The organism is Paenibacillus sp. NPDC056579 (assembly GCF_042793215.1).
Taxonomy (GTDB): domain Bacteria; phylum Bacillota; class Bacilli; order Paenibacillales; family NBRC-103111; genus Paenibacillus_S.
In genome coordinates, this window is sequence record NZ_JBHTVD010000009.1 from 296,246 (window position 1) to 321,620 (window position 25,375).

At 52.5% G+C, this 25,375-nt stretch carries 25 protein-coding genes and 1 tRNA gene; 2 read left to right on the top strand and 24 right to left on the bottom strand.

Going from position 1 to position 25,375, the window contains the following annotated elements:
* Nucleotides 1-37: 37 nt before the first annotated feature.
* Nucleotides 38-1,066: a sugar-binding transcriptional regulator gene (locus ACFQ88_RS29635; protein ID WP_239630360.1), complete on the bottom strand. Its 1,029-nt coding sequence runs from the start codon at nucleotides 1,064-1,066 to the stop codon at nucleotides 38-40.
* 530 nt (nucleotides 1,067-1,596) lie between these two features.
* Here ACFQ88_RS29635 and ACFQ88_RS29640 point away from each other — a divergent pair.
* Together ACFQ88_RS29640 and clpP are read left to right on the top strand one after the other, a co-directional pair.
* Nucleotides 1,597-1,671: transfer RNA gene (locus ACFQ88_RS29640), tRNA-Arg, on the top strand.
* Nucleotides 1,672-1,835: 164 nt separating this feature from the next.
* A complete protein-coding gene (clpP, locus tag ACFQ88_RS29645; RefSeq protein WP_239630361.1) occupies nucleotides 1,836-2,417 on the top strand; it encodes an ATP-dependent Clp endopeptidase proteolytic subunit ClpP in 582 nt (193 codons plus the stop codon).
* Nucleotides 2,418-2,760: 343 nt separating this feature from the next.
* On the opposite strand, the gene ACFQ88_RS29650 is transcribed toward clpP, so the two are convergent.
* The 23 genes from ACFQ88_RS29650 to ACFQ88_RS29760 all read right to left on the bottom strand — a co-directional run bounded on the left by ACFQ88_RS29650 (nucleotide 2,761) and on the right by ACFQ88_RS29760 (nucleotide 25,285).
* Nucleotides 2,761-4,524 carry a stalk domain-containing protein gene (locus ACFQ88_RS29650; protein WP_379459966.1) on the bottom strand — a complete coding sequence of 588 codons (1,764 nt, stop codon included), beginning with the start codon at nucleotides 4,522-4,524 and terminating at the stop codon, nucleotides 2,761-2,763.
* A 218-nt stretch (nucleotides 4,525-4,742) separates the two neighbouring features.
* Nucleotides 4,743-5,012 (bottom strand): HPr family phosphocarrier protein, encoded by a 270-nt coding sequence (locus ACFQ88_RS29655; protein ID WP_028548982.1) that lies wholly within the window; start codon nucleotides 5,010-5,012, stop codon nucleotides 4,743-4,745.
* A 155-nt stretch (nucleotides 5,013-5,167) separates the two neighbouring features.
* The gene (gene whiA, locus ACFQ88_RS29660; RefSeq protein WP_239630363.1) at nucleotides 5,168-6,097 is read right to left on the bottom strand and encodes a DNA-binding protein WhiA; all 930 of its coding nucleotides are present in this window, start codon (nucleotides 6,095-6,097) and stop codon (nucleotides 5,168-5,170) included.
* Between the two features lie 7 nt (nucleotides 6,098-6,104).
* A complete protein-coding gene (locus ACFQ88_RS29665; protein ID WP_239630364.1) occupies nucleotides 6,105-7,091 on the bottom strand; it encodes a gluconeogenesis factor YvcK family protein in 987 nt (328 codons plus the stop codon).
* Complete coding sequence (rapZ, locus tag ACFQ88_RS29670; RefSeq protein ID WP_239630365.1) at nucleotides 7,088-7,987, bottom strand: RNase adapter RapZ; 900 nt, start codon at nucleotides 7,985-7,987, stop codon at nucleotides 7,088-7,090. The genes ACFQ88_RS29665 and rapZ overlap by 4 nt, the downstream gene beginning before the upstream one ends.
* Before the next feature lie 127 nt (nucleotides 7,988-8,114).
* Nucleotides 8,115-9,065: an ROK family glucokinase gene (locus tag ACFQ88_RS29675; RefSeq protein ID WP_239630366.1), complete on the bottom strand. Its 951-nt coding sequence runs from the start codon at nucleotides 9,063-9,065 to the stop codon at nucleotides 8,115-8,117.
* A gap of 207 nt (nucleotides 9,066-9,272) precedes the next feature.
* Nucleotides 9,273-10,220 (bottom strand): thioredoxin-disulfide reductase, encoded by a 948-nt coding sequence (gene trxB / locus ACFQ88_RS29680; protein ID WP_379459970.1) that lies wholly within the window; start codon nucleotides 10,218-10,220, stop codon nucleotides 9,273-9,275.
* Between the two features lie 169 nt (nucleotides 10,221-10,389).
* Nucleotides 10,390-12,135 (bottom strand): tetratricopeptide repeat protein, encoded by a 1,746-nt coding sequence (locus ACFQ88_RS29685; RefSeq protein WP_239630368.1) that lies wholly within the window; start codon nucleotides 12,133-12,135, stop codon nucleotides 10,390-10,392.
* A gap of 131 nt (nucleotides 12,136-12,266) precedes the next feature.
* Nucleotides 12,267-13,217, bottom strand: a complete 951-nt coding sequence (locus ACFQ88_RS29690) for a ribose-phosphate diphosphokinase (protein WP_239630369.1) — start codon at nucleotides 13,215-13,217, stop codon at nucleotides 12,267-12,269.
* 409 nt (nucleotides 13,218-13,626) lie between these two features.
* Nucleotides 13,627-14,313 (bottom strand): bifunctional phosphoribosyl-AMP cyclohydrolase/phosphoribosyl-ATP diphosphatase HisIE, encoded by a 687-nt coding sequence (gene hisIE, locus ACFQ88_RS29695; RefSeq protein WP_379460026.1) that lies wholly within the window; start codon nucleotides 14,311-14,313, stop codon nucleotides 13,627-13,629.
* On the bottom strand, nucleotides 14,310-15,068 hold the full coding sequence (hisF, locus tag ACFQ88_RS29700; RefSeq protein ID WP_239630371.1) for an imidazole glycerol phosphate synthase subunit HisF: 759 nt from the start codon (nucleotides 15,066-15,068) through the stop codon (nucleotides 14,310-14,312). The genes hisIE and hisF overlap by 4 nt, the downstream gene beginning before the upstream one ends.
* Nucleotides 15,069-15,162: 94 nt before the next feature.
* Nucleotides 15,163-15,768, bottom strand: a complete 606-nt coding sequence (gene hisH, locus ACFQ88_RS29705) for an imidazole glycerol phosphate synthase subunit HisH (RefSeq protein WP_379460069.1) — start codon at nucleotides 15,766-15,768, stop codon at nucleotides 15,163-15,165.
* 2 nt (nucleotides 15,769-15,770) lie between these two features.
* Nucleotides 15,771-16,376: an imidazoleglycerol-phosphate dehydratase HisB gene (hisB, locus tag ACFQ88_RS29710; protein ID WP_239630372.1), complete on the bottom strand. Its 606-nt coding sequence runs from the start codon at nucleotides 16,374-16,376 to the stop codon at nucleotides 15,771-15,773.
* Complete coding sequence (hisD, locus tag ACFQ88_RS29715) at nucleotides 16,369-17,658, bottom strand: histidinol dehydrogenase (protein ID WP_239630373.1); 1,290 nt, start codon at nucleotides 17,656-17,658, stop codon at nucleotides 16,369-16,371. Before hisD ends, hisB begins: the two co-directional genes overlap by 8 nt.
* A gap of 89 nt (nucleotides 17,659-17,747) precedes the next feature.
* A complete protein-coding gene (gene hisG, locus ACFQ88_RS29720; protein WP_239630374.1) occupies nucleotides 17,748-18,386 on the bottom strand; it encodes an ATP phosphoribosyltransferase in 639 nt (212 codons plus the stop codon).
* 12 nt (nucleotides 18,387-18,398) lie between these two features.
* Nucleotides 18,399-19,601, bottom strand: a complete 1,203-nt coding sequence (locus ACFQ88_RS29725) for an ATP phosphoribosyltransferase regulatory subunit (RefSeq protein ID WP_379460030.1) — start codon at nucleotides 19,599-19,601, stop codon at nucleotides 18,399-18,401.
* A 249-nt stretch (nucleotides 19,602-19,850) separates the two neighbouring features.
* On the bottom strand, nucleotides 19,851-20,231 hold the full coding sequence (locus tag ACFQ88_RS29730; protein WP_379460032.1) for an HIT family protein: 381 nt from the start codon (nucleotides 20,229-20,231) through the stop codon (nucleotides 19,851-19,853).
* A gap of 27 nt (nucleotides 20,232-20,258) precedes the next feature.
* Entirely contained in the window at nucleotides 20,259-21,026 is a 768-nt protein-coding gene (hisA, locus tag ACFQ88_RS29735; RefSeq protein WP_379460034.1) for a phosphoribosylformimino-5-aminoimidazole carboxamide ribotide isomerase, read from the bottom strand.
* Nucleotides 21,027-21,078: 52 nt separating this feature from the next.
* Nucleotides 21,079-21,591, bottom strand: a complete 513-nt coding sequence (locus tag ACFQ88_RS29740) for an acyltransferase (protein WP_379460036.1) — start codon at nucleotides 21,589-21,591, stop codon at nucleotides 21,079-21,081.
* Entirely contained in the window at nucleotides 21,575-22,240 is a 666-nt protein-coding gene (gene ppaX / locus ACFQ88_RS29745; protein ID WP_379460038.1) for a pyrophosphatase PpaX, read from the bottom strand. Before ppaX ends, ACFQ88_RS29740 begins: the two co-directional genes overlap by 17 nt.
* A 52-nt stretch (nucleotides 22,241-22,292) precedes the next feature.
* A complete protein-coding gene (gene lgt / locus ACFQ88_RS29750) occupies nucleotides 22,293-23,318 on the bottom strand; it encodes a prolipoprotein diacylglyceryl transferase (RefSeq protein WP_379460040.1) in 1,026 nt (341 codons plus the stop codon).
* A gap of 38 nt (nucleotides 23,319-23,356) precedes the next feature.
* A complete protein-coding gene (hprK, locus tag ACFQ88_RS29755) occupies nucleotides 23,357-24,298 on the bottom strand; it encodes an HPr(Ser) kinase/phosphatase (protein ID WP_239630381.1) in 942 nt (313 codons plus the stop codon).
* Nucleotides 24,299-24,391: 93 nt separating this feature from the next.
* Nucleotides 24,392-25,285, bottom strand: a complete 894-nt coding sequence (locus ACFQ88_RS29760; RefSeq protein ID WP_379460042.1) for a LysR family transcriptional regulator — start codon at nucleotides 25,283-25,285, stop codon at nucleotides 24,392-24,394.
* Nucleotides 25,286-25,375 lie beyond the last annotated feature (90 nt).

A 25,375-nucleotide genomic window follows, 5' to 3' on the forward strand; every position in this document is an offset into this window, starting at 1 on the left:
TAATGTTTGATGTTTATGTCAAGACAGGCAGGACCTGTCAAGATGGCAATGCTTGAACAATTTCCAATGCGGCCGCTTCATCAATGACCAGAATGTCCTCCCGGCCAAAACGGAGTACGGCCATGATCGCTTCGCCTTTGCTCTTGCCGCCGGCTACTCCGATCACACAATCCATATCCTGGATGTCTTCGATTCTCAGTCCCACGGTGGGCATTTTGTGCAAAATGGTGCCTTCGCGGTCAAAATAGTACCCAAATGCTTCTCCGAGCGCCCCATCGTTACGAAGGCTTGCCGTCGTCTCTGCGTCCACCTTCCGCCGTCTGGCCATCACCATAGCTTCTCCCATGCCGTGTATGACGATACGGGCTTTGCGGATAAACTGGATAATCTCCAGAATGGTGTCATCCTGCATCAAGGTCTGGTAAGCTTCCTCGCCGAGATGATCCGGAACGTGAAGCAATCGGTACTTGGCGCCGGTCTTCTTCGCCATCGTGGATGCGATCGTATTCGCCTGCAGCTCCACGCTCTCGCCTAGCCCGCCCCGTGCCGGTACGAACCAGCTGCCTTTGAGCGAGGTGGTCGAGGACAGATGGTAGGCAACCTCCGCCATGGTGGATCCGCCCGTTACCGCAATCACTTCGTCCTGGGATACGTACTTCCTCAGCACCGCCGCTCCCGCGCGACCCAGTTCCTTCTTCGTATGAGGAGAGACGTCGGAATCTCCGGGAACAATGACGACTTGCTTTAAACCGAAATGGGACCGGATTCGCTCCTCCAGCTCGGTCAATCCGAACAGGTCCTTGACCAACGGCTCGATCTTCTCGAGCAGCTGCCTTCCGGCTTCGCTGATCCTCATTCCCGATGCATCGACATCCAGCAGGCCTTGGGCTTTCAAGAACTCGACCTCGCTTCGCAAAATACGCTCCGTCGTGTTAAGCGACACCGCAAGCGTCCTGCGTCCGACCGTACCGGACACCATGATGTGATGCAGAATCGTGTACCGTTCCTTCAACGTGTCCAGTAAGTCCGGCAGAAGCTGCTTTTGAATATCGAGTAACTCTCTCATGAGAAAAACACGCTCCCGCCAAAGATATGGACAGTTAATGTCCCAGTACTACATTTTTAGTCCCACAACTTCCAAAAAAACAACTAAGCTTTCACTTAGCTGTTCTCATTATATAAAATCTGTCTGACAATTTCAACAAACAAAACACCATTTAGACAAAAATTTACGTTCTCTTCATATTAAGCACGGACAATCCTTGCTGCGTCTACAAATTACGACAATCTTCTTACGCTTAAAAGCTCATCCTGCGGTAGCGATTGTGTACGTTGCGAGAGCCATTTCGAAGGTCATTAAGGAGCGAGCCGAAGAATGGGCTGATCGAATAAATGTAGCGCCATCCGACGTCGAGCACGCTTTTTACGCTTGCGTCAGTCATGGCTCGATGCCGGAATCAGACACTGCACGCGCTAATTAATTGTTGCTCATGGACGGCTTTGAACAAGCTAGCTGTTTTTTTCTGGTAGGGGTTGCATTTTGGGACGCGATATCATATAATAACTCTTGCTTCTCAATTTTTGAGACAAAGCTATGCGCCCGTGGTCCAATGGATATGACGTAGGCCTCCGGAGCCTGAGATTAAGGTTCGATTCCTTACGGGCGCGCCATTACTTTAATAACGAATGAATCGTACAACCTCTAAAACTTGCCGTGACCGGTGAGCTTAGAGGTTTTTTTGAAACTATTGTTTGACCTTTCTTGACCTTAGTTTGCTTTTGCGCTATGATGGTTATAGTGTTACCATATATGAAATTTAAGGAGGCTGCAGCTTATGAGTTTCATTCCAATGGTCGTAGAACCGGATGCAAGAGGAGAGCGCGCTTATGACATTTACTCCCGCTTGCTGAAGGATCGCATTATTTTTCTAGGGACTCCGGTTAATGACGTTGTGGCCAATGCTATTATTGCCCAACTGTTGTTCCTGGCCGCACAAGATCCGGATAAAGATATTCACTTATATATTAACAGCCCGGGCGGCTCCATCACTGCGGGGATGGCCATCTATGATACCATGCAGTTCATCAAGCCGGACGTGTCCACGATCTGCGTAGGTATGGCCGCTTCCATGGGAGCGTTCCTGCTGGCGGCAGGCGCCAAAGGCAAACGCTTCGCGCTGCCGAACAGCGAAGTCATGATTCACCAGCCGCTCGGAGGCGCCGAAGGGCAAGCAAGCGATATCGAGATCCGCGCGAAGCGCATCTTGAAAATGCGCGACAAGCTGAACCACATTTTGGCCGAGCGCACTGGCCAATCGTTTGAACAAATCGAGAAAGATACCGATCGCGATAACTTCATGTATGCCGAAGAAGCGGCCGCGTACGGCTTGATCGATAAAGTCATCGAGCGCGTATAACGTACTCGATGCAGCTTTGGAAGCCCGTGCTGTAAGCTGGTTATCCCGCTTGCAGCACGGGCTTTTTTTGTTTGGCGCGAGCTGTAGGTCGGTTTACGGCTCATCAGCCGCGTAACGAAAAAAAGTCCAGTCTGCAATAATACAGACTGGACTTTTTCGCTTTATTACTCTTGAAAGTTGAAAAGCGTGAGCGGAGGAGAAGGGATTTGCTGCAGGAACGAAGTGTTTGCCTTTGAAATCATGAATACACCACAATTGCGGATAATCCCTATTCATGATTTCAACAGCGACCGGAAGCATACCCCTCTCTGGAGCACCACGCTTTTGCAACTTCCCCCTCTTCTTACTTCTTATCTTCCAAAGGATAGAAGATCAGGTCGATCGGGAAGGCCGAGCCGGCCGGAGGCGTAAATTCGATGTCGAGCGAATCTTCCTCGCCCGTAGTTTTCGCCAGAATCTGCATGCCGTCAAATGCGGTCAGCACGCCGGACTGCGGCACCAAATGCATTTCCCCGTTAATTTTGAACGGGCCTTTGAACACGCCGCCCAGAGGCTGGATCATGATAGCCATTTTGCGCGGCTTATCGGCATGAATTTTGTACACGACGCCATAGTTGCCGTCGTTCGTGACATTTTGTTTACGCATCGTATCGTAGCCCGGCTGGAACGGATCGCTCTTGCCATCGCCGATAATGAGGCGAGACGGTGTAGTAAACGAGCTTGCATCCACATTCCACTTCACCTCGGATACCGGGAACGATCCGCGGACGTGTCCGGTGAACGGCAGCAGAGGGAGCTTCAGCGTATCCTGCGTAATTTTATCCGTTGCGACGAACGAGAATTCAATCTCACCGTCGGTTTCTACGTCGTAGAACAAGTTAACGCCTTGTGCCGGGTAGAAGTCCGGCATTTGCGAATAAATGAACGTCTGCTTCGGCGGTACCGTCATTTCTTCGTTGTACGTATCGTTCATCAGGAAATCGACGGAAGCTTCGTTGCCGATCAAATTCGCATACACGGACGGGAATACTTCGCCCTTGTTGGTCGTTTTGATTTTTACCGGCTTATCGGTCGTATTTCTGGCCAAGATAGCCATCGTCACTTTTTCCTTCGTACCGTTGATATGATCGGCATACAATCTTCCTTTGCCGTTCACTTTATCTTGGTACAAGATGCCTTTTTCCGTAAACTCTTCAGGACTGTCGCTGACAAGCAGCTTTCTCGAGGAATCCGACGTCACTTGCTTAGGAAGCTCCGGCAGTTTCCAGAAGTTGCCCCAGATCATGCTCCAATCCGTCTTGATATAGCTGCCCGGAGGCTTCGTATAGATCGGATATTCCACCGCGTTCAAATACGTTTCCGTTCCGATGGTAATATTGCGCGTGTACGCCGTACTCTGATTGCCGTGGGCGTCCCAAACCGTCAATGTAATAGGATAGGTCCCCGGCGTGAAGAACGCCTCCTGGTTGCCTTTCCATTCGTATCTGGCGATCCCTTCCGCATCCGGGTCATAGCTTAAATCGATGTACTTGACCGGCTCGCCCAGACGATACGTCTCTTTGCCGAAAGCGAATTTCGCTACCGGTTTGGAGTTGCCGGAATTCGGTATGTACACCCCATCCGGTGTTTTCGTATGAAGAACCTCCACACGTCTCAGCTCGTCGTTGTACGTGTATCTCGCACCCATATAATCAGCCAACCAGGTCAGCTTGATCAGCAGTTTGCCTTCCGGGCTAATAGCCGCCACGGAATCGAACGGTTCCATCATGCCGTTAATCCACACGGATTTCCGGTCGCTATCGAGCACAATGTTGTAGCCTGGCGTTACCATTTCAATCTGGCGTGTCTTCTCATTCCATTCTACCTTCAAGCCCATTGCATCTCCCAAAAACTTGGCGGGAACAAACATTTTGTCTTTAATGATCGTTGCAGGAGATTCTAGCGTGACCTGCTTGCCGTTCAAAAAAGCCTCCGTCTTATCGACATAGAGCAATACGTGCGTCGAAGCCGACGATACGCCTTGCGCCATAGCCAGCGGAGTAAAGAGAACCGTGCACAGCAGGGCGATGATCATCATCAAAGACACTTCTTTTTTCATCTGGTTCATTCTCTCTCGAACTCCTTTTATGAATAAAAAATAAGCACAGCAAAAAACCTTTCCTACAGAAGACACGTCATTATAGACGCTCAACTAAAGAAAAGGTTGCGCTTTTACGAGTATCCCAATCCAACCATCATATGCCATTTCATAAAATGGACAAAAAGAGGGAAAACAGCAAGAAGCAAGCACCTTAAAACGGCTTCATCCGAAGCGTATAGCAGGTATTATTGGTTTTCGAGTTCCTCTTTGCTGACCAATGCGACTAAAGCGTTTACAGCCTGCTCGGCGTCCGAACCTTCAGCGCTAATGTAAACTTCAGTACCGGTGCTGATTGCTAAGCTCATGATACCCATGATACTTTTGGCGTTAACTTTCTTCTCGTCCTTCTCCACGAAGATTTCGGAAGAAAACTTATTCGCTTCCTGAACAAAAAGTGCCGCTGGTCTGGCATGAAGGCCTGTTTTCAACTTTACAACTACTGGGCGTTTCGACATTCCAACCCATACCCCCTACTATCTTAATTGCAAATGACCATTTACATAAATGACCATATGAAAAAGCGATTTTTCATCCATTATACCATTTTTCCATGGGTTACACTAGGAGTATCCTAAAATTACACAAAAAATCTATATTTCCGCCCAAACACTTATGATCTGCGGATTTTCTCGGCAAGCTCGTCGATTTTACGCAACCGGTGATTGACCCCCGATTTACTGACGGCTCCCTTTAGCAAGTCGCCGACTTCCTTCAGGTTCATGTCCGGGTGCATGAGACGGATTTCCGCGACCTCGCGCAGCTTCTCGGGCAGATTTTCGAGACCGATTTCTTTTTGCAGCAGCCGAATGTTATCGATCTGCCTAACGGCGGCACCGATCGTTTTATTCAAATTAGCCGTTTCGCAATTGACCAGCCGGTTGACGGAATTACGCATATCTTTCATGATCCGCACATCCTCGAACCGTAGAAGCGCTTGATGCGCGCCGATCAGGTTGAGAAATTCGATGATTTTCTCGCCTTCTTTGATGTAGAAGACAAAGCCTTTTTTCCGTTCGATGCACCGGGCGTTCAAATCAAACTCGTTGGCCAGATCGCACAGAGCCTGACAGTGCTCCTCGTACATCGAGGAGATCTCCAGGTGATAGGAGGAGCCTTCGGGATTGTTGACCGAGCCCCCTGCGAGGAAGGCTCCGCGCAAATAAGCGCGTTTGCAGCAGTCCTCCTGAATAATAGCCCGCTCTATTCCCGGAGTAAAGATAAATCCTTCCGAAACGATGTGCAGCTCCGACAAAATCTCCTGTACCTGATTCGGTACCCGGACGATGTAGACGTTATTTTTTTTCAACCGCATCTTTTTGCGTACAAGCAGCTCGGTATGAACGCGAAATTTCTTCTTTAACAACGAGTACATCCGACGTGCGATAGCCGCATTCTCGGTTGAAACATCCAATACGATACGCTGGTTGGTCAGCTGAACGGACCCGTTCATGCGAATGAGCGCGGACAGCTCAGCGATTTCACAGCAATCATCGGATTGGATCATGGTAAGTTCTTTTTTCGTTTGTGCGGCGAAGGACATGGGCTTATCACCTCTTCTTGAGCATCCAGCTCTCCACCAGTTGATAAATGTGTTGGCTTAGTTTTTCTGCATCGTGACGCAAATACGTTCGGAATAAAACCAATTGATCCGCTATTACTTTATAGCCTCGACTCGTAACCTCTTCCAGATCGAGAGGGACGACTCGCGCGCCCTTCTCGGCATATCGCTTCTGAACCTGAGGAGGAATATCCCCATTGTTGACGATAATATAATCGAACAAATGGTGGCCTACGTGATTGTACATGGCTTGCAAATGGTCGCTAACCGAGTAATTATCCGTTTCGCCGGGCTGTGTCATCACGTTGCATACGAACATCTTCAGCGCCTGCGATTCCACAATGGTGCGCGCGATTTCCGGCACAAGCAAATTCGGCATAATGCTGGTGTACAAGCTGCCCGGCCCGACAAGAATGGCATCGGCTTTCTTCAGCGCATCCACCGCTTCGTCCAATGGCTGCACGTTCGACGGCTCGATAAACACCCGCTTGATCACTTTGCCCGACTTCGGAATTTTGGACTCACCCTCGACGATGGTGCCGTCCTCCATTTCGGCCTTCAGTACAATGGCGTGATTCGCTGCGGGAAGCACACGGCCCCTCACAGCGAACACACGGCTCATCTCACGCACGCCGGCGACAAAATCACCGGTAATATCCCTCATTGCTGCCAAAATTAGATTGCCCAAACTGTGCCCCGCCAATCCCTGGCCTTTCTCGAAACGATATTCGAGCATTTTGCCGAGCAGCGGCTCTACATCGGCCAAGGCGGTGAGCACATTACGGATATCGCCCGGCGGCACCATCTCCAATTCTGATCGGAGAATACCGGAGCTCCCCCCGTCATCAGCAACCGTAACGATCGCCGTTATGTCTATCGGCTTTTCCTTCAAGCCTCGAAGCATAACGGACAGCCCCGTTCCACCGCCGATAACGACAATGCGCGGGCGGTCGCTTTCCATGCTGTCTGGGGTCATTTCTTCACCTCTACCCTGTCCCGTTCGGAGTCACGATGGCTGACGCGTACCGTTTCCGTCTCGCTGTTGCCCATCACTTTGCCCAAATATTCGGCGATGGCGACGGAGCGATGCTTGCCGCCTGTACAGCCGATACCGACCACGACCTGACTCTTCCCTTCCTTTTTGTATTGAGGCACGAGAAAGTTCAGCATATCCAGCAGCTTAGTAAGAAACTCCTGCGTCTCATTCCATTTCATAACATAATCGTACACTTCCGGATCCTGGCCCGTATTAGGGCGCAGAGTCTCCACATAGTGCGGATTCGGAAGGAACCGCACGTCGAAGATCAGGTCCGCATCGATCGGCACGCCATATTTGAAGCCGAAGGATATGACGTTGATGGAGATGCCGTCGGACTCGAGATTCGTGAATCGCGATACGATCCGCTCCTTCAGTTGTGCAGGCTTCAAGCTGCTCGTATCGATGACCTGCGTCGCCATCCCTTTCAGCTCCTCAAGCAGCTTGCGCTCCTGCACAATACCTTCGAGCGGTGCGCCCGTCGGAGCCAGCGGATGCTTACGGCGGCTTTCCTTATACCGTTGAACGAGGATAGCGTCCGTCGCATCGAGGAACAAAATTTCATACGTAAGCGACTGATTTTCCCGAATATACCGGAGCGACTCGGATAAGGAAGTGAAGAATTCTCTTCCTCTCAAATCGATAACCAAGGCGACCTTACCGATTCGGCCCTTGGATTGCTCTATGAGCTCCGCAAATTTCGGAATCAGTACAGGAGGCAGGTTATCCACGCAAAAAAAGCCCAAGTCCTCCAAGCTTTGCACGGCTATCGTCTTGCCTGCACCTGACATGCCGGTGATAATAACCAGTTTGCCTAAAGTATGCATCTCTTCCATGGGTGTTCCACCTCCAGGTTGTTAATCCACCTTGACCGGTTGCTCGACATTACCGAATAAAATATGTTGTTCCATGAAACAATAAATAATGGATCCATCCAGCCTAAATCTATGAACCAACCAAAAATTAGGAACGCAAGTTCAATCCTGCCGCTCCCACAACACCGGCATCGTTGCCAAGTGTAGCCGGAACGATCTCTACGCCTTCCTTAGCGGACTCTTGAGCATACTCGTTGTAATAGCCGCGAATGGCATCGAACAAAATATCTCCGGCTTTCGATACGCCGCCGCCGATAATAAACCGCTGCGGGTTCAAAACAATGGATACGGTCGCCATCGATTTGCCCAAATAGAGCGCAGCGCGATTAATAATGCGGAGCGCTACTTCATCTCCCGATTTGGCCGCGTCGAACACATCCTTGGCCATAATGTTCTCAACCAGCGCCAGCGAAGTATGCTCGCCGCGCTCCACCGCTTCCTTAGCCATACGAATAATGCCGGTTGCCGACGATACCGTTTCGAGACAGCCTTTCAGACCGCAAGCGCAGTTGATGGCTTCCAGATCAGGTACGACGGTCATATGGCCTAGCTCGCCCGCCATGCCGTTAAAGCCTTGATGTATGTTGCCGTTTATAATAACACCGCCGCCAACCCCTGTGCCCAGCGTGTAGCATACGAGATGAGGAATGCCTCTACCTGCCCCTCCCCATGCTTCGCCCAAAGCGGCCACGTTGGCGTCATTGTCGATCTTGACCGTCTTGCCGAGCTTTTCCTCCAGGATTTTCTTGATGGGCACGTTGCGCCATCCCAAATTCGGGGACAGCTTAATGAAGCCTTCCGGAATGTCCATAAAGCCGGCGATGCCCGCTCCGATACCTGCTACCTGTTCCCATTCGTAAGGCGAATCCGCTACCAGCTTGCGCACGTATTGTGCAATGTTTTCAAGAACTACATCAACGCCTTGCTCTGTTCCGGTTGGTCCTTCGAACGTCTGCAGCAGCATTCCATTTTCATCGCAAAGCCCTACCTTGATGGCTGTGCCTCCGAGATCGACTCCAACGTAAACTTTCTCTCCCATTATACAAGTCACCTCATAAACTATAATCACGCAAAAAAGCTCTCAGTTCCAACTATAAGCCAACCCTTCGGGCAGGTCAAGAAAACGTTCATGACAATTGCCCGTCCTTCCCCGGCTGATTCATCATGACATCCGCCCCAGTTCATACCACGCCGGATAGCCTACACACAGAAAAAACGTGGAACTTCGGTCCCACGTTTCGTTATGTTACAAGCTTTGACTCCAATCATGTACAGCATGGCCTTCCAAAAACTTCTCGCAATCGAGTGCCGCCATACATCCGCTGCCGGCTGCCGTTATCGCTTGGCGGTATTTGCTGTCCTGTACGTCACCGCAAGCAAAGACGCCCTCGATGTTCGTTTGAGTCGTACCCGGTTTGACTACGATATACCCGTGATCGTCGGTCGTAATCTGGCCGCCCAGGAAGCCTGTATTCGGCGTATGCCCGATAGCGACGAAAATGCCGTCCGTCTCGATAATTTCCTCTGAACCGGTTTCGTTGTTTTTCACCTTCAAGCCGGTCACGCCCTTATCTCCCGATACGACGGCGAGCGGCGTCCGGTTCAAGCTCCACGATATTTTGGAGTTGTCGCGCGCGCGATCCTGCATGATTTTGGAAGCCCGGAGCTCGCTGCGCCGGTGCACCAACTGCACTTCCGATGCGAATCGGGTCAGGAAGTTCGCCTCTTCCATCGCCGAGTCGCCGCCGCCCACGACGATAATTTTTTTGCCGCGGAAGAAAAATCCGTCACAGGTCGCGCATGTGCTTACTCCGCGCCCTATGCTTTCCTTCTCGTTCTCGATGCCGAGCAGCTTGGCTGAGGCTCCGGTGGATATAATGACGCTCTCGGATTCGATGTCGCCTATCCCTTCTACGGTCAGCTTGAACGGCCTACTGGATAAATCGACCTTGTTGACCCATCCGGTTTTGAACTCGGCTCCGAACCGCTCCGCCTGCTTGCGCATATTGTCCATCAGCTCAGGACCCATAATGCCTTGCGGAAATCCCGGGAAGTTCTCAACCTCCGTCGTGGTCGTCAGCTGACCGCCCGGCTCAGGACCCTCGATAACCAGCGGGCTCAGATTGGCGCGAGCCAAATAAATCGCCGCCGTAAGCCCTGCAGGACCGGTTCCGATGACTATGGCTTTGTACATATCCAGTTCCTCCTTAACTCCTTAATGGATTCTCTATCAGAGGTTGTTCAAAAAGCTGAATCCCAACTTATTGAACACGTAATATTAGTTTAAGTATTACCCAACTGTCGAGAAGAAAAAAACTGAATTTTCATAAGCTCGGAACATCGGACTTGAAGAGCGTATTCCTTTATTTATGGTCAAAGTTTGCGTACGCCGGGAAAATGGCTTCCATTTTCTCGCGAATGCCGCAAGCCTCATCGATCATTTTCACGTTCTTGCTTATGGTCGCGACGGATACGTTGTAACGATGCGATAGCTCATGAAACGAAATGGCGCGGCGGTGCATCTTGGCCGTCAAATACTCCAGAGCGGCGGACCAGCCCTCCGTCTTGGTAATTTTCGGCACACTCGGGTATACCCTCGATAAATACTCGACCCACAATGTCTGCAGATCGTACTGCTGCACCATATCGTACCTGCGGCTCATTTCCTGCATCGACCGGTCCATAATATCCTGCCATTTACGCTCCCACACAGGCAAATTCGGCGAAAACGGCGATGCCGGAATCGTCAGGCGATTGCCGTCAAGCACCGCGGTCACCGGCTCGTTCAGCCCGATGCTGCGCAGCACGAAGATAGCGACCTTCTTCAAGTAATCGTTCTCCTGCGGCTCCTGAATAAACTCCAGCAGTGCATCCTTCACCTCGTTGTCGCCAATGAGACCGAACGCCTGCAATACTTGCAGCTTCGTCTCCGTGTCGCCGTGGCGCAGCGCCCAGAAAAAGGACGAACGCACAAGAGGATCCCGTTTCAAATGATCGGGCAGTCCTTCGGCGGACTTCTCCAATCCGCGGAATTGTTCCTCGAACGGAAGGTGATAATGGTAGCTGACCGGCGGCTTTACTTGCTCGTGACGCGATTTATCCAGCAAATTCAAGTAAAACTTCGGAATTTCCGAGCCCGGATCGAATTTATCCGCATGACGCCATTGACGCTCCGCTTCGTTATATCGCTTCGTATTGTAAGCCGCCACCGCCGTATAGTGGAACAAGCACGGGTCGAGACCCGCTTCGCCGGTTTTCAGCAGCCTTTTGAACAAACGGTACGCCGTTTCATGCTCACTTAAGATGCCCATCGTTGTGGCCAGCTTAAACACATGATCCTGATGGAAAGGATAGGTTTTGCGCAATACCTCAAGCAGTTCCTTCAAATTATCTTTATCGCCGAAATGCTGGTAAAAGATCGCCAGATTGCACAGCGCGTGCAAATTGCCGTGATCGAGTTCCAATACCTGCTTGATCATTTCAACGGATTTTTCAAAATGCCCCATGTAGTAATAGGCCAACGCCAAATTGTTGCGCGCAGCCATAAAATCCGGGTGCTTCTTAATAATCTTCTCCAGGATGCGAACCGCCTCGCCGAACTTGCCTTCCTCCAGCATACTGCGCGCCCGGTCGTGTTCAAACATGCCTTCGCGGCTCTTGATCGACGTCAGCTTGGTCGGACGGTCCAGCTCGTAGCTGAGCAGTTCGATCATTTCCTCGGATTCTTCGAGAAATTGTCCTGTTGGGTCGTTCTCCAAATAATGGATAATTGCTTTTTCCGCCGACTCGTAGTTTTCCATATTGGCAAAATTGTTCGCCATATAGAAGTAGCATTCGGTCATCGTAGGATCGATCTGATCCAGCACGTGCTGAAGAATACGGTTGGATTCCTCGTAATTTCCCATCTCTGAGAGAAGCCCGGCCAGGTTACAATGATTTACCGGATTTTCCGGCTCGTAATCGGCTGCGCGACGAAAATACTTTAATGCCTTATCGTAATGATATCGGTCCAAAGATTGCACGGCTCGTTCGAAAAAGAACGTGGCATCCATTTTCACCGGGATAATGTTGCTATGTTGAGTTCTGACAGCACGCTTTTTCTTCCCCATTAAGTAAGGCACCTCCGGTTCCGTCTGGAATTCACAAGGAAACCAGCGTTATTTCGATAAGAAAAGTATAGCATAAATGATAACAAATCCATAAAGAGTGTTTAATTAAATCTATCTATTCCGACTGCAGTTTATACCCCGCCGTATTTGAACAAAGAGCTGATCGAACCGCCGTCTTTAATAATCCGGATCGCATTGGACAACAGTCCCGCTACGGAAAGCACCTGGAAACGGGAGGAGTGATCGTCTGGAATCGCAATGGAGTCGGTAATGACGACTTCTCTAATGTTCGGGTGGTCAAGACGCTGCAGCGCCGGTCCGGAGAATACCGGATGAGTCGCACAGATGAAGACGTCGTTCGCTCCTCTTTCCTTTAACCCTTCCACGACATTGACAATGGTTGTTCCGGTATCGATCAAGTCTTCGAAAATAACCGGTGTTTTGCCTTTTACATCACCGATAACGTGAGTCACTACCGCCTCGTTGTGCGCATAACGCTTTTTGAACATCATGGCGATGGGCGCTTCCAGCACGTTCGCAAGGTTCTCAGCTCTAGTCACGCCGCCCGCGTCCGGGGATACGACGATAAGGTCATCGATTTGCTTTTGTTTAATATGAGCGCTAAGCAAGTCCAAAGCCGTCAAATGGTCGACCGGAATGTTGAAGAAGCCTTGAATTGCAGGCGCATGAAGGTCAATGGTAATAACGCGGTCCGCTCCGGCTGCATTGAGCAAATCAGCAACCAATTTCGCGGAAATCGGTTCCCGTGGAGCCGCTTTCCGTTCCTGACGGGAATATCCATAGTAAGGTACGACAAGGTTGATTGTTCTGGCTGACGCGCGCTTGGCCGCATCCATCATAACCAACAGCTCCATGAAATTCTCGTTGATCGGATGGGAGAACGTTTGGACCAAGAACACATCACAGTTCCGAATGGTTTCTTCATAGCAGCAGTAAATTTCCCCGCATTTGAACCGGGAAAGCTTGACTTGGCCGAGTGAAACGCCTAGCTCATTACAGATTTTCTCTGCGAGCTTAGGGTTGGATGATCCGGAAAAAATCTTCAATTTGTCGCTAAACATGGTTAAAGGTTACCTCCGCTATGGATTGTTTACGTAAATTATGTGGGCTGCAGTTCCGATGCATCTATTGACATCAAGAGTCATTATACTATAAAAATGTCCACAACCCTCATTATACATGAAAAATAATGTTTAAGAAAAAGGCATTTCCGTGAAAATCGCAGGGAAAACCTGCATAACGGCGCCCTTTTTGCCAGTTTCGGTTACAGATTCCAGCAAAAACCGCTGGATCCGGGCGGCTTCTTGACACAGAGCAAGGGCATGAACTTCAGCGGCCCAGCATTTGGGTTGCCTACTATTCTATGCCCTTTTTGGTATCGTCCCATTCGTCCGGCACCGATAGTCACTCGGCAGCCATGTCATTTGTCATACGCTTCCCAATACGTGATACGGTGCGGGATGGTTTCGATTATTTTTTGGAATTGTGGCGGTTATCTAATTCGCGCATGACGTCGTCCAAAGGAAGCTTGGCTTCGCGCAGCAGCACCATCAGATGGAAGATCAGGTCGCTTGCTTCGTAACGGAGCTCGTCATTGTCGCGGTTTTTGGCGGCGATAATGACTTCGGCCGTTTCTTCGCCGACCTTTTTCAATATTTTATCGATTCCCTTCTCGAACAGGTAGGTCGTATAAGCACCCTCAGGACGCTCAACATCGCGCTGGGCGATAACCGATTCGAGCTTGGACAGCATCGCGAAGCGATCGCCCGCAGCAGCAGTCCCTGCGGAAGCAGCTTGACCGTCCACCTGCACTTCGTTGAAGAAGCAGCTGTACTGCCCCGTGTGGCATGCCGGTCCTGTCTGGTTCACCAGCACAAGCAGCGTATCTCCGTCGCAATCGTATTTCAGCGAGCGCACCTTCTGAATGTGGCCGGATGTCGCTCCTTTATGCCACAGCTCGCTGCGGGAACGGCTCCAGAACCACGTTTCCCCTGACTCCAGAGTAAGTCTCAGCGATTCTTGGTTCATATAAGCCATCATCAATACATCTTTGCTTGCCGCATCCTGAACGATGGCGGGAACGAGACCTTGATCGTCCCATTTTATCGCTGCCGTCAGCTCTTCCCAGGATTGCGGAGCTTGTTGTTCGTTTGTCATCGCACTTCGACTCCTTTCTGCCGGAGGTTGTCTTTAACCTCACCAATCGTAAGCTCTTTATAATGAAAAATCGTTGCGGCCAATCCCGCATCCGCTTTGCCTTCAGCAAACACATCGTAAAAGTGGTCCTTCGTTCCGGCCCCGCCCGACGCGATAACCGGAATGGTCAGCAGCTCGGATACAGCGCGAGTCAGCGGCAGATCGAAGCCGTCCTTGGTACCGTCGGCATCCATGCTCGTCAGCAAGATTTCGCCGGCGCCCAGCTCCTCCGCCCGCTTCGCCCATTCCAGCGCCTTGATGCCGGTGCCGTTGCGTCCGCCGTGGGTGAACACTTCCCACTCGCCCCAAGCTTCGTTGTAACGAGCGTCGATAGCGACCACGATGCACTGCGATCCGAACTTTCTCGCACCGTCGGAGATCAGATCCGGATTTCGGACCGCGGCCGTGTTAATGCCGATCTTATCGGCTCCGGCGCGGAGCAGCCGCTTCATGTCGTCCACGCTCGATATGCCGCCGCCGACCGTAAACGGAATCGTAATTTCGCCTGCGGTCTGCTTCACCACCTCGACCATCGTCGCCCGGCCTTCTACGGAAGCCGAAATGTCGAGAAATACCAGCTCGTCGGCTCCCTCCCGATCGTAGATCGCCGCCAGCTCGACCGGATCGCCCGCATCGCGTAAATTCACGAAGTTGACGCCCTTCACGACCCGTCCGTCTTTAACGTCCAGGCAAGGGATTATTCGTTTGGCAAGCATTGGTTAGCCCCCGTTCCCATGATATCTGTTGCTAGTGATTTCGATTGCAGCTCCTGGAGACAAGCAGTAAGCCCCCGGGCCGCGGCTCGGGCTCTTATCGTTTGCACAAGGCGAGAAAATTGCCCAGCAGCTGCATTCCGATGATGCCGCTTTTCTCCGGGTGAAACTGCATGCCGTACACATTGCCGCGTCCTACGATGGCGGTTGCCTGCTGATGATAGTCGGTCGTTGCCAGCAGGTCCGACGGCTGCTCCGGCTGCACGTGATACGAGTGCACGAAGTAGACGTGGCCTTCCTCGATGCCGCTGAACAGCGGGCTTGGCTGCTTGAACTGCAGCCGGTTCCAGCCCATGTGCGGCACCTTGTAGCTCCCGCGGAAGCGAACGACCTGACCCGGCAGCAGATTCAGCCCCTCGTGGGAGCCATGCTCCTCACTCTTGCTGAACAATAGCTGCATCCCGAGACAGATGCCGAGCAGCGGCTTGCCGGTTGCGGCGAATCGTTCTACCGCGCCATCCATGCCAGATGCGCGCAGCTGCTCCATGGCGTCGCCGAAGGCGCCCACGCCCGGCAAAATCGCTCCGTCGGCGGCAAGGATCTGCGCCTCGTCGGAGGTGATGACGGCTTCGAAGCCGAGCCGTTCAACCGCTTTGCTGACGCTGTGCAGGTTGCCCATGCCGTAGTCGATGATGGCGATCATCCTTACAGCACTCCCTTCGTCGACGGCACGCCTTTCACGCGCGGATCGATGCTCGTCGCTTCGTCCAGCGCACGGCCGAGCGCCTTGAATACCGCTTCGATCATGTGATGCGTATTTTGCCCGTAATGGACGATGACGTGCAGCGTTATGCGCGCCTCGAGAGCAAGCTTCCACAGAAACTCATGCACCATCTCCGTAGAGAAGCTGCCTACTTGCGCCGACGGATACTGCGCCCGGTATTCGAAGTGAGGGCGGTTGCTCACGTCGATAACGACTTGCGCCAGCGCTTCATCCATCGGAATGAACACGTTCGCGTAGCGCTTGATTCCTCTCTTGTCGCCCAACGCTTCGCGAAGAGTGTGACCCAGACAAATGCCGATATCTTCAACCGTGTGGTGGTCATCGATGTCGATGTCGCCGATCGCTTTGACCTTCAGGTCGAATTGGCCGTGCTTCGTGAACAAATCAAGCATATGGTTTAAAAACGGCACGTCCGTCTCGATTTCCGATACGCCGGAGCCGTCTACGTTAAACGTCAATTGAATATCCGTTTCATTCGTTTTGCGGGCAATCGATGCCGAACGCTCGTTGGTTTGTTGGTCAGCCACGGGAATTCCCTTCTTTCTCGAGTCGTATTTGAATCGCCCTCGCGTGGGCTTCGAGCCCTTCGTGGCGAGCTAGCGTAATAATTTTGTCCCCGTCCCGGAGCAGCGCTTCTTTGCTGTAGTAGATGACGCTGGACTTCTTCATGAAGTCGTCCACGTTGAGCGGAGAAGAGAACCGTGCCGTCCCGTTCGTCGGCAGCACATGGTTCGGGCCGGCGAAATAGTCTCCGACGGGCTCCGAGCTGTACGGCCCGAGGAAGATCGCGCCTGCGTTCTCGATGGCGCTCAAGTATTGGAACGGCTCGCTCACGATGACCTCGAGATGCTCCGGCGCAAGCCGGTTCACGGCGTCCACGCCCTCCTCGAGGCTCGCTACCGTGAGGATCGCCCCGTAGTCGCGGATCGACTGCTCCGCGATGCCCCGCTTCGGCAGCGTCTCAAGCTGGCGGGCTACCTCCGCCTGCACCGCTTCGGCGAGCGCTTGCGACGGCGTGATGAGAATCGCCGACGCCATCTCGTCGTGCTCGGCCTGCGACAGCAGGTCCGCAGCCACATACGCGGCGTCGGCCGTCTCATCGGCCAGCACGACGATCTCGCTCGGGCCGGCGATGCTGTCGATGTCGACCGCGCCGAACACGTACCGCTTGGCCAGGGCTACGTAGATGTTACCCGGGCCCACGATTTTGTCGGCCGCCGGGATCGACTCCGTGCCATAGGCGAGCGCTGCGACAGCTTGCGCGCCGCCGACGCGGTAGATCTCGCGCACGCCCGCTTCCGCTGCGGCCACGAGGATGTGAGGGTCGATGCCCTCGACCCCGGCCGTCGCCGGCGGCGTCACCATCACGATTTCCGGCACGCCCGCAACCTGGGCCGGAATCGCGTTCATCAGGACGGACGACGGATACGCCGCCTTACCGCCCGGCACATACAGCCCGACCCGGCGCAGCGGCCGGATCACTTGTCCCAGGATGCTGCCGTCGGGCTGCAGATCCATCCAGGACGTCCGCTTCTGCTTCTCGTGGAAGCGGCGAACATTGACCGCTGCTTCCCGAATCGCAGCGAGAAACTCCTCGTCCACCGACGCATAGGCGGCCTCGATTTCGGCTTCGCTCACGCGCAGCTCGTCGACGGTTACGCCGTCGAACTGCTGAGCGAAGCTCTTGAGCGCCGCGTCGCCTTCGCGGCGCACGCTCTCAATAATGCTTTTGACCCGCTCGTTCTGTTCCTCCGAGCCGTATTCCACTTCGCGCTTCAGCGCGAACTCGCTGGCCGGCACAATTTTCATCGCCTGCTCCCCCTTTTCCTTTACAGTGATTGCTCCCGTCCTTGCTTACGCGCTTCGTTCTTGCTCCCGCATCTATCCGTACACTTGCATTATTTCGCAGTAATGGAAGCCGTCAGCTGCTGCAGCTTGTCGCACAGCGCTTGAATCGATTCATTTTTCATCCGGTAGCTCACCCTGTTGGCAATCAGCCGGCTCGTGATCGAGAAGATCTGCTCCTGCTCGACCAGTCCGTTCTCCTTCAAGGTCTGGCCCGTCTCGACCATATCGACGATCCGGTCCGCCAAGCCGATCAAAGGCGCCAGCTCGATGGAACCGTTCAGTTTGATCACTTCCACCTGCTGTCCTTTTTCACGGAAATATTGCGACGCCACATTCGGATATTTCGTCGCCACACGCGGATTCAGCACCGGCTTCCAATCCGGAAGGCCGATGACCGACATCCGGCAGCGCGCGATTCCGAGGTCGATCAGCTCGTATACATCACGGTTTTCCTCCATCAGGACATCTTTGCCGACGACTCCAATGTCTGCCACGCCGTATTCCACATACGTCGCTACGTCGACCGGCTTCGCCATGATGAATTCGAGTCCTGCTTCCGGCACCGGAATGATCAGCTTGCGCGAATCGTCCATATCCTCAGGGATCGGATAGCCCGCGTCACGAAAAAGCTTGGAAGCCTGCTTGTAGATGCGCCCTTTGGGCATCGCCACTTTCAATACATCCTGCATATCCCTGCTCCTTTATTTAAACGTGATGACGTCCCGGTAGACCGTGCCGTTGACCAAATACGTTCCGTCTTCCTTGCGCGTCGATCCGATTTCATCCGATCCGTCCTGCAATAACCGCGTTTCCACCATCGTGCCACCTTGGGACCGCAGCTCCTGAGCTTTGGCGAACGCCTCGGCCCGGTTAGGTGCTTTATAAGCTACCAGCACCTTGCTAGGCGCCTCTACTGTCCCCTGCTTGCCGACTACCTCCATAATCCGGTTCGTTTTCAGCGCGAACCCTGTCGCCGGAGCCGGACGACCGAATTGCGTCAGCAAATTGTCGTACCGACCTCCGCTGCATACAGGGAACCCGAGATCCGCAGCGTAGCCTTCAAACGTCATACCTGTATAGTAGGAGAAATCTCCAATCATCGTTAAGTCAATCAGCACATGCTCGCTCACGCCGTACGCTTCAAGCACGTCCCACACTTCGCACAAATGGGTGATTGATTGCTGCGCCATCGGATCGTGTGTCACCTGCTGCGCCTGCGCGCAAATCTCCTGCCCCCCGCGAAGTCTCAATATCCCTTCCAGCTCCCGTTGAACTTCGGCGTCGAGGCCAAGGCCCTTGATCGTATCCCGATAGCCGACGTAGTCCCGGTTCAGCAGGCATTCCTTTAACGCTTGCTGAGCTTCCGTCCGGTGCTGCAGCGTTTCGTTGAATAGTCCGGTTAGAAAACCGACGTGACCGAGGGCGATTTTGAACTGCTGTACCCCTGCCGCCTGCAAGCTGGCAATCGCCAATGCGATAACCTCCGCATCGGATTCCGAAGAGCCGTCACCTACAAGCTCCACGCCGGCCTGGAAAAATTCCGCGTCTCTGCCCGCTTCCGCCTCGAAGGCGCGAAATACATTCGCATGATACGAGAGCCGGATAGGAAACGGCTGGTCCTTCAGCAGCGACGACACCACCCGCGCTATCGGAGCCGTAATATCGGACCGCATAACCAATGTCGTTCCGTTGCGGTCGAGCAGCTTGAACAGCTTGCGGTCTTCCGTAGAGCTCGCTACTCCCACGGTATCGTAAAATTCCAAGGTAGGCGTCAAGATCTCCCGGTACCCCCAACGCTCCATACATTGCAGTACGTTCGTTTCAATAGCGCGCAGCTTCGCTACCGCTTCAGGAAGATAATCTTTGACTCCAGTCGGTTTTTCAAACACTTTCGGTTTCGACACCGCTCTTCACCCGCCTATATTAACAATGTTCACAAATGCTTTAGTTCGCTAATATGCTACCAAATTAAAGGATGTATTCGTAATATAACACTGAACACCTGCGGCGTCAATGAGCAATACGGATAAATTAGAGAGGAACTTGCCGTCTCTTCCCTACAAATCCCTCTCTTCGTCCAGAGCCGCAGACTTCAGCTTCTATAGGCAAAACCACCTCGTCTGCCGATCATAAATCATGCAAAATGCTACGGCTCAAGGTCTTCTGTTCTCTTCTTGCTTTAAGTGATGGCGAATGCCTTGCCCGGCAAATGGCTCGTCTTTGAAACGGGGAATCCCATGCAAATGAGCGTGTAAAACCGTCTGCCCGCCCACCGCGCCGCTATTCCACCCTACATTATATCCGTCAGGCTTGTACCGCTCATCCAGGTAAGCCTTTGCTCTTAACAGCAGACCGCGGGTATCCCTAAATTCCTCATCCGTCAAATCGAATACTGTCTCCCGGTGCACCCTCGGTATGATCATGCAGGACCCGACAAGCACCTTATCCTTGTTCGTAATCAATACGCAATATTCGCTTTCCAACACAATCTCGTCACTCTTCAGCGGTTCGCAGAATGGACACGGTTCGGTCATCAACTTATCTCCTATACAGCCTCAGCCTTAAGCTCTTCCGCTGCAATAAGCTACGACATCACGGTAAGGAAGCTTGCCTCCGAAAATATCCAGCGCGCTGCCGACGGTAATATCCAGCTTGTCTTGTCCTAGTGTACGGAACAGCTCCAAGTCCTCCATAGACCGTGCTCCGCCTGCATAAGTGGTCGGAATGGTCACACCATTCGCCAAATGGCGGACTAGGCTTTGTTGAATGCCGGATTGCTTGCCTTCCACATCCACGGCATGAACCAGGAATTCATCACAATACTGCTCCAGGTAACGGATATTGTCCAACGTCACCTCGAAATTGCTGAACGTCTTCCACTGGTTGGTCACGACGTACCATTTGCCGTCCTTCTCTTTGCAGCTCAAATCGATAACGAGACGATCCTTCCCTACCTCGGAAACGATCTTGTTCATGTTCTCCGTATTCAGCTCGCCGTCCCGGAAGATGTAGGAGGTCACTATGACATGGGACGCGCCCTGCTCCAAATAAGACGATGCGTTATCCGCGTTGATCCCCCCGCCGATTTGCAAGCCGCCCTCGTATTGCCGCAGCGCTTTTATTGCCGCTTCTTCATTGCCGCCGCCCAGCATGATGACGTGGCCGCCCGTTAACCCGTCCCGTTTGAACATATCGGCATAGTACGCCGAATCGTGCTCCGAGACGAAGTTTTCTACAACCCCTTCGCCCTGTCGTCCCGCATTTAATGTTTCGCCTACTATTTGCTTTACTTTTCCTTGGTGAAGATCAATACACGGTCTGAATTTCAACGAGGCTCCCCTGCCCTTCATTTCATAATTCTGTCGGCTTCACGCCGCATCCCTAGGTTCCCGCTTTCGAATCATCCGTTCTAACGTCCTCACGAATGACACGCAGCGGATTGCCCGCTACGAAGCTGTACGGCGCCACGTCCTTATGCACGACCGAGCCTGCTCCCACGACCGCATGGTCGCCGATCGTAACACCGGGCAAAATCGTCGAATTGGCGCCGATCATCACATTCGAACCGATACGAACCGTACCGATGCGGTATTCCTTGATCAAGTATTCGTGGGTCAAAATCGTCGTATTGTAGCCGATGATGGAATTGCTGCCGACCTCTATCCGCTCCGGAAAGAACACATCCACCATGACCATTAACGCAAAGGAGGTATGCTGCCCTACCTTCATTCCAAGCACATGGCGATAAATCCAGCGCTTGAACGACAGGAAGGGTGCATACCGTGTAAGTTGAATAAACATAAAATTGCGGACCGCTTTCCAGAAGCTGACCGTACGGTACATTTGCCACAGCGAATTCGGCCCTTCGACCGGAAACTTATCCGTTTGTCTCAATCGATATCCCCTCGACTCCAGCAATAGGGAGAATTTCTCTTATATCATTGATGATATAGGTAGGATTGTACTGCTTCAAGTATTCGACGCCTTTCATGGACCATGCCACGGCAGCCGAAGGGATTCCCGCATTATGTGCGGCTTCCACGTCGTAATGGCTGTCGCCCACCATCATCGCTTGATCCGGTGTGGAGCCGAGCTGCTTCAACGCTTTGATTATTCCTTCCGGATCCGGCTTCGGCCGCTCTACGTCGTCCACCGTCACGATCGTTCCGAAATAGTCGAACAATCCGGTCAGCTTCAGACCCATCTCGGTCGTCAACCGTACCTTGCTTGTTACTACGCCCAATTTGATTCCTGCTTCGTGCAGTTTTTGCAGCGTCTCGCGGACATGCGGAAATTCCTTTACAAGCGCATCGTGGTGCTCCACGTTATACTTGCGGTATTTTTGCACCAGATCGTCCACTACATCTCTGCCGGTAAAAAACTTCATTTGCTCGACAAGCGGTCTTCCCATATTCGGAATAATATGCTCGCGAGTTACAGGCTCCTGGGTCACCCCTTCGAAGGTGTGGAGAAACGACTGAATGATCAGCTCGTTCGTATCGACAATCGTTCCGTCCAAATCAAACAACACCGTATCCAACATATTGTAAGCTCCTTTTCATGCTGTAGTTGTATCCAATGAAAGGCCTGTTGTATTACGTTTGCGGATGTTCCTTGTTGGCCGAGTTCTCTGTATCTCCTGCCGCTGCAGAAGCAGAGCTGCCGTTGTTCCCTTGATCGCCCGCCGCATTTGCGCCAATCGGCTCGTTCGGCTTCAGACGCTCGATTGGATCGGAATAGCGTACCGAAGCGGCCCCGGTCTTTCTGCGGATTGCGATCAATACGAAAGCAGCAATGACGATCAGCACAGCGAGCAGCTGCGAGATTCTTATATTACCTCCATAAGTCATAGCGCCCGCTTCAAAGCCTAACCAATGCATCGGCGCCCACAGTCCATGCAGCAAAGATGCCAGCCATTCCGGACCCGTGAAGTCCAGACTGTCCGTTCTCAAAGCTTCAATGAAGAAGCGGCCGATCGAATACCATATAAAATAGCTCATGAACAGCTCGCCCGCCCGCAGGAACGTTCTGCGACGCAGCACGAACAGCAGCAGCAGCCCTACGATATTCCAGAGCGATTCGTACAGAAAGGTCGGATGATAGTACTCACCGTCGATATACATCTGATTGACGATAAAATCGGGAAGATGCAGCGAGTTGCGAAGGAACGCTTCGCTTACCGGCCCGCCGTGCGCCTCCTGATTCATAAAGTTGCCCCACCGGCCGATCGCTTGTCCCACAATTAAGCCGGGCGCACAGATATCGGCAATCCGCCAAAAAGAGTAGCCCTTTTTGCGGACATAGATCAATGCCGCGATAATGGCCCCGATCAGGGCGCCATAGATGGCGATGCCGCCATGCCACACTTTAAACACTTCGGATAAATTGTCTTTATAATCTTCCCATTTGAATGCTACATAATATATTCTTGCCCCAATGATGGCCGAGGGGACGCCGATCAGCACCAAATCCATGAAGAAGTCGGGATTCATCCCGAAGCGCTTTCCCTCTTGAATTGCCAGCAGTAAGCCGACCAAAGCGGCGGTTCCCAGAATGATACCGTACCAGTGCACTTGCAAAGGTCCGATTCCGAACGCAATCGGATCGATAGCCAAAAACATGAAGTTCCTCCTTTGAGCGTCACGCTCCCGCATTCCTCTTATTCCATGTCGTCAATATCTTCAGACAGCGATTCGGTCAGCTTGTTCGTGAACTGCAGCGCGGCATTGTACCCCATCCGCTTCAATCTGTAGTTCATCGCAGCTACCTCGATAATTACCGCCAAGTTACGGCCCGGACGAACCGGAATCGTCACAAGCGGAATGTCTGTATCGATGATTCTCGTCGTTTCTTCGTCCAGCCCCAGGCGGTCATACTGCTTATCCTGCTGCCATGTCTCCAGCTTGACGACGACGGAAATTTTCTTCACATTGCGGACGGCCCCCGCACCAAACAGCGTCATTACGTTAATGATACCTACGCCGCGGATTTCCAGCAGGTGACGGATCAGCTCCGGCGCGTTCCCGATCAGAACGTGGTCCGCCGTTTGCCGGATTTCCACCGCATCATCGGCAATGAGCCGGTGACCGCGCTTGACCAGCTCCAGCGCCGTCTCGCTTTTCCCGATTCCGCTGCTTCCCGAGATCAGCATGCCGATCCCGTATACATCGACCAATACGCCGTGAATCGTTGTCGACGGAGCCAGCTTATTCTCGAGAAATCCGGTGATCCGGCTGGCCAGAATCGTCGTCGATGTTTTGGTGCGCAGCACCGGGATGTTGTAATCGTTGGCTGCAGCAAGCAGCTCTATAGGAATGTCCAGTCCGCGGCTCACCAGTATACAAGGCGTATCCTCGGGAGCGCACAGCTTCTTCATCCGGTCCATCCGTTCATCCGACGAAAGGCCGTCGAAGAACGTCAGCTCCGTTTTCCCGAGTATTTGCACCCGCTCCGTAGGATGAAACTCGTAATAACCCGCCATGGCCAAGCCAGGCCGGTACAAATCGGCTACCGTAATCGGACGCTTAAGACCCGAGTCGCCGCATATAACTTCGAGATGAAATTCTTGAACCAGGTCAGACACTTTCACTTTTCTAGCCATCTCTGCTCCGTCTCCTTCGTTTTTCCCAATAATCCCATCGTATAAAAAAACGAACGATAAATCAACCAACCGTTGACATTTCGGCCTGTTTCTTTACGTCATTTTAAATTGCTTCAGCTTTTGAACGAACATTTTGACCGCCATCGTTTCTGCGGCCGGCTTCTTATCCTGCAATATAAGAAAGTCTCTTGTAAATCGGCTATCCTTCACCGGAATGCTGCATAACTCCCCGGATTCCAGCTCCTTGCGGATGACCAGCCTGGATAGGATCGCTATCCCGAGTCCTGCCGCTACGGCTTCCTTAACGCCCTGGCTGCTGTTGAATACAAAAGACCGCTTCACCCTTATGGCCGATTCGGCAATAAATTGATCGCTGAACGCCCTCGTTCCGGACCCGCTCTCTCTCATCACCCATACCTGATCATGCAGCGCAGACAGCTCGATGCTCTTGCGGCTGCACAGAGGGTGATGCGCCTGCGCAACCAGCACCATCTGGTCCTCCATGAACGGCGGCTGGACCACGAGCTCAGGGAAGTCGACTTCGCCCTCCACCAGACCGATATCCAGCTCATTCGAATGAACGCCGCGGGCGATTTCTTCGGTATTCGCTATCGTCACGTTCAGATCGATATGCGGATATTGCTTCGCGAACTCCGCCAATACATGAGGCAGTATATATTCCCCGATCGTAAAGCTGGCCCCGACCTTGATCGTCCCTGTCACTTCGTCGCGCAGCAGGAATATTTCCTCCTTCGCCGATTCGTATAGCGCAAGCATTTGCTTAGCTTTTTTGTATAAAATCTCTCCCGCTTCGGTCATCTTCACATGCTTGGAGGAACGATGGATCAGTTTTACGCCAAATTCGTTCTCCAAATTCCGGATATGCAGGCTCACTCCCGGCTGGGATAAATTCAACAATTCCGCCGCTCTGGAGAAGTTGCTCTGCTCCACTACGGCAACAAATACTTTCAGTGTATCAACGACCATGCTCCCTTGACCCCGCTATTCCTCTATCCCTCTTGTTGTAACCCATTGTATCCTTTTCAAAGTTTGCAAACAATCCCGGCCGTCAGACGC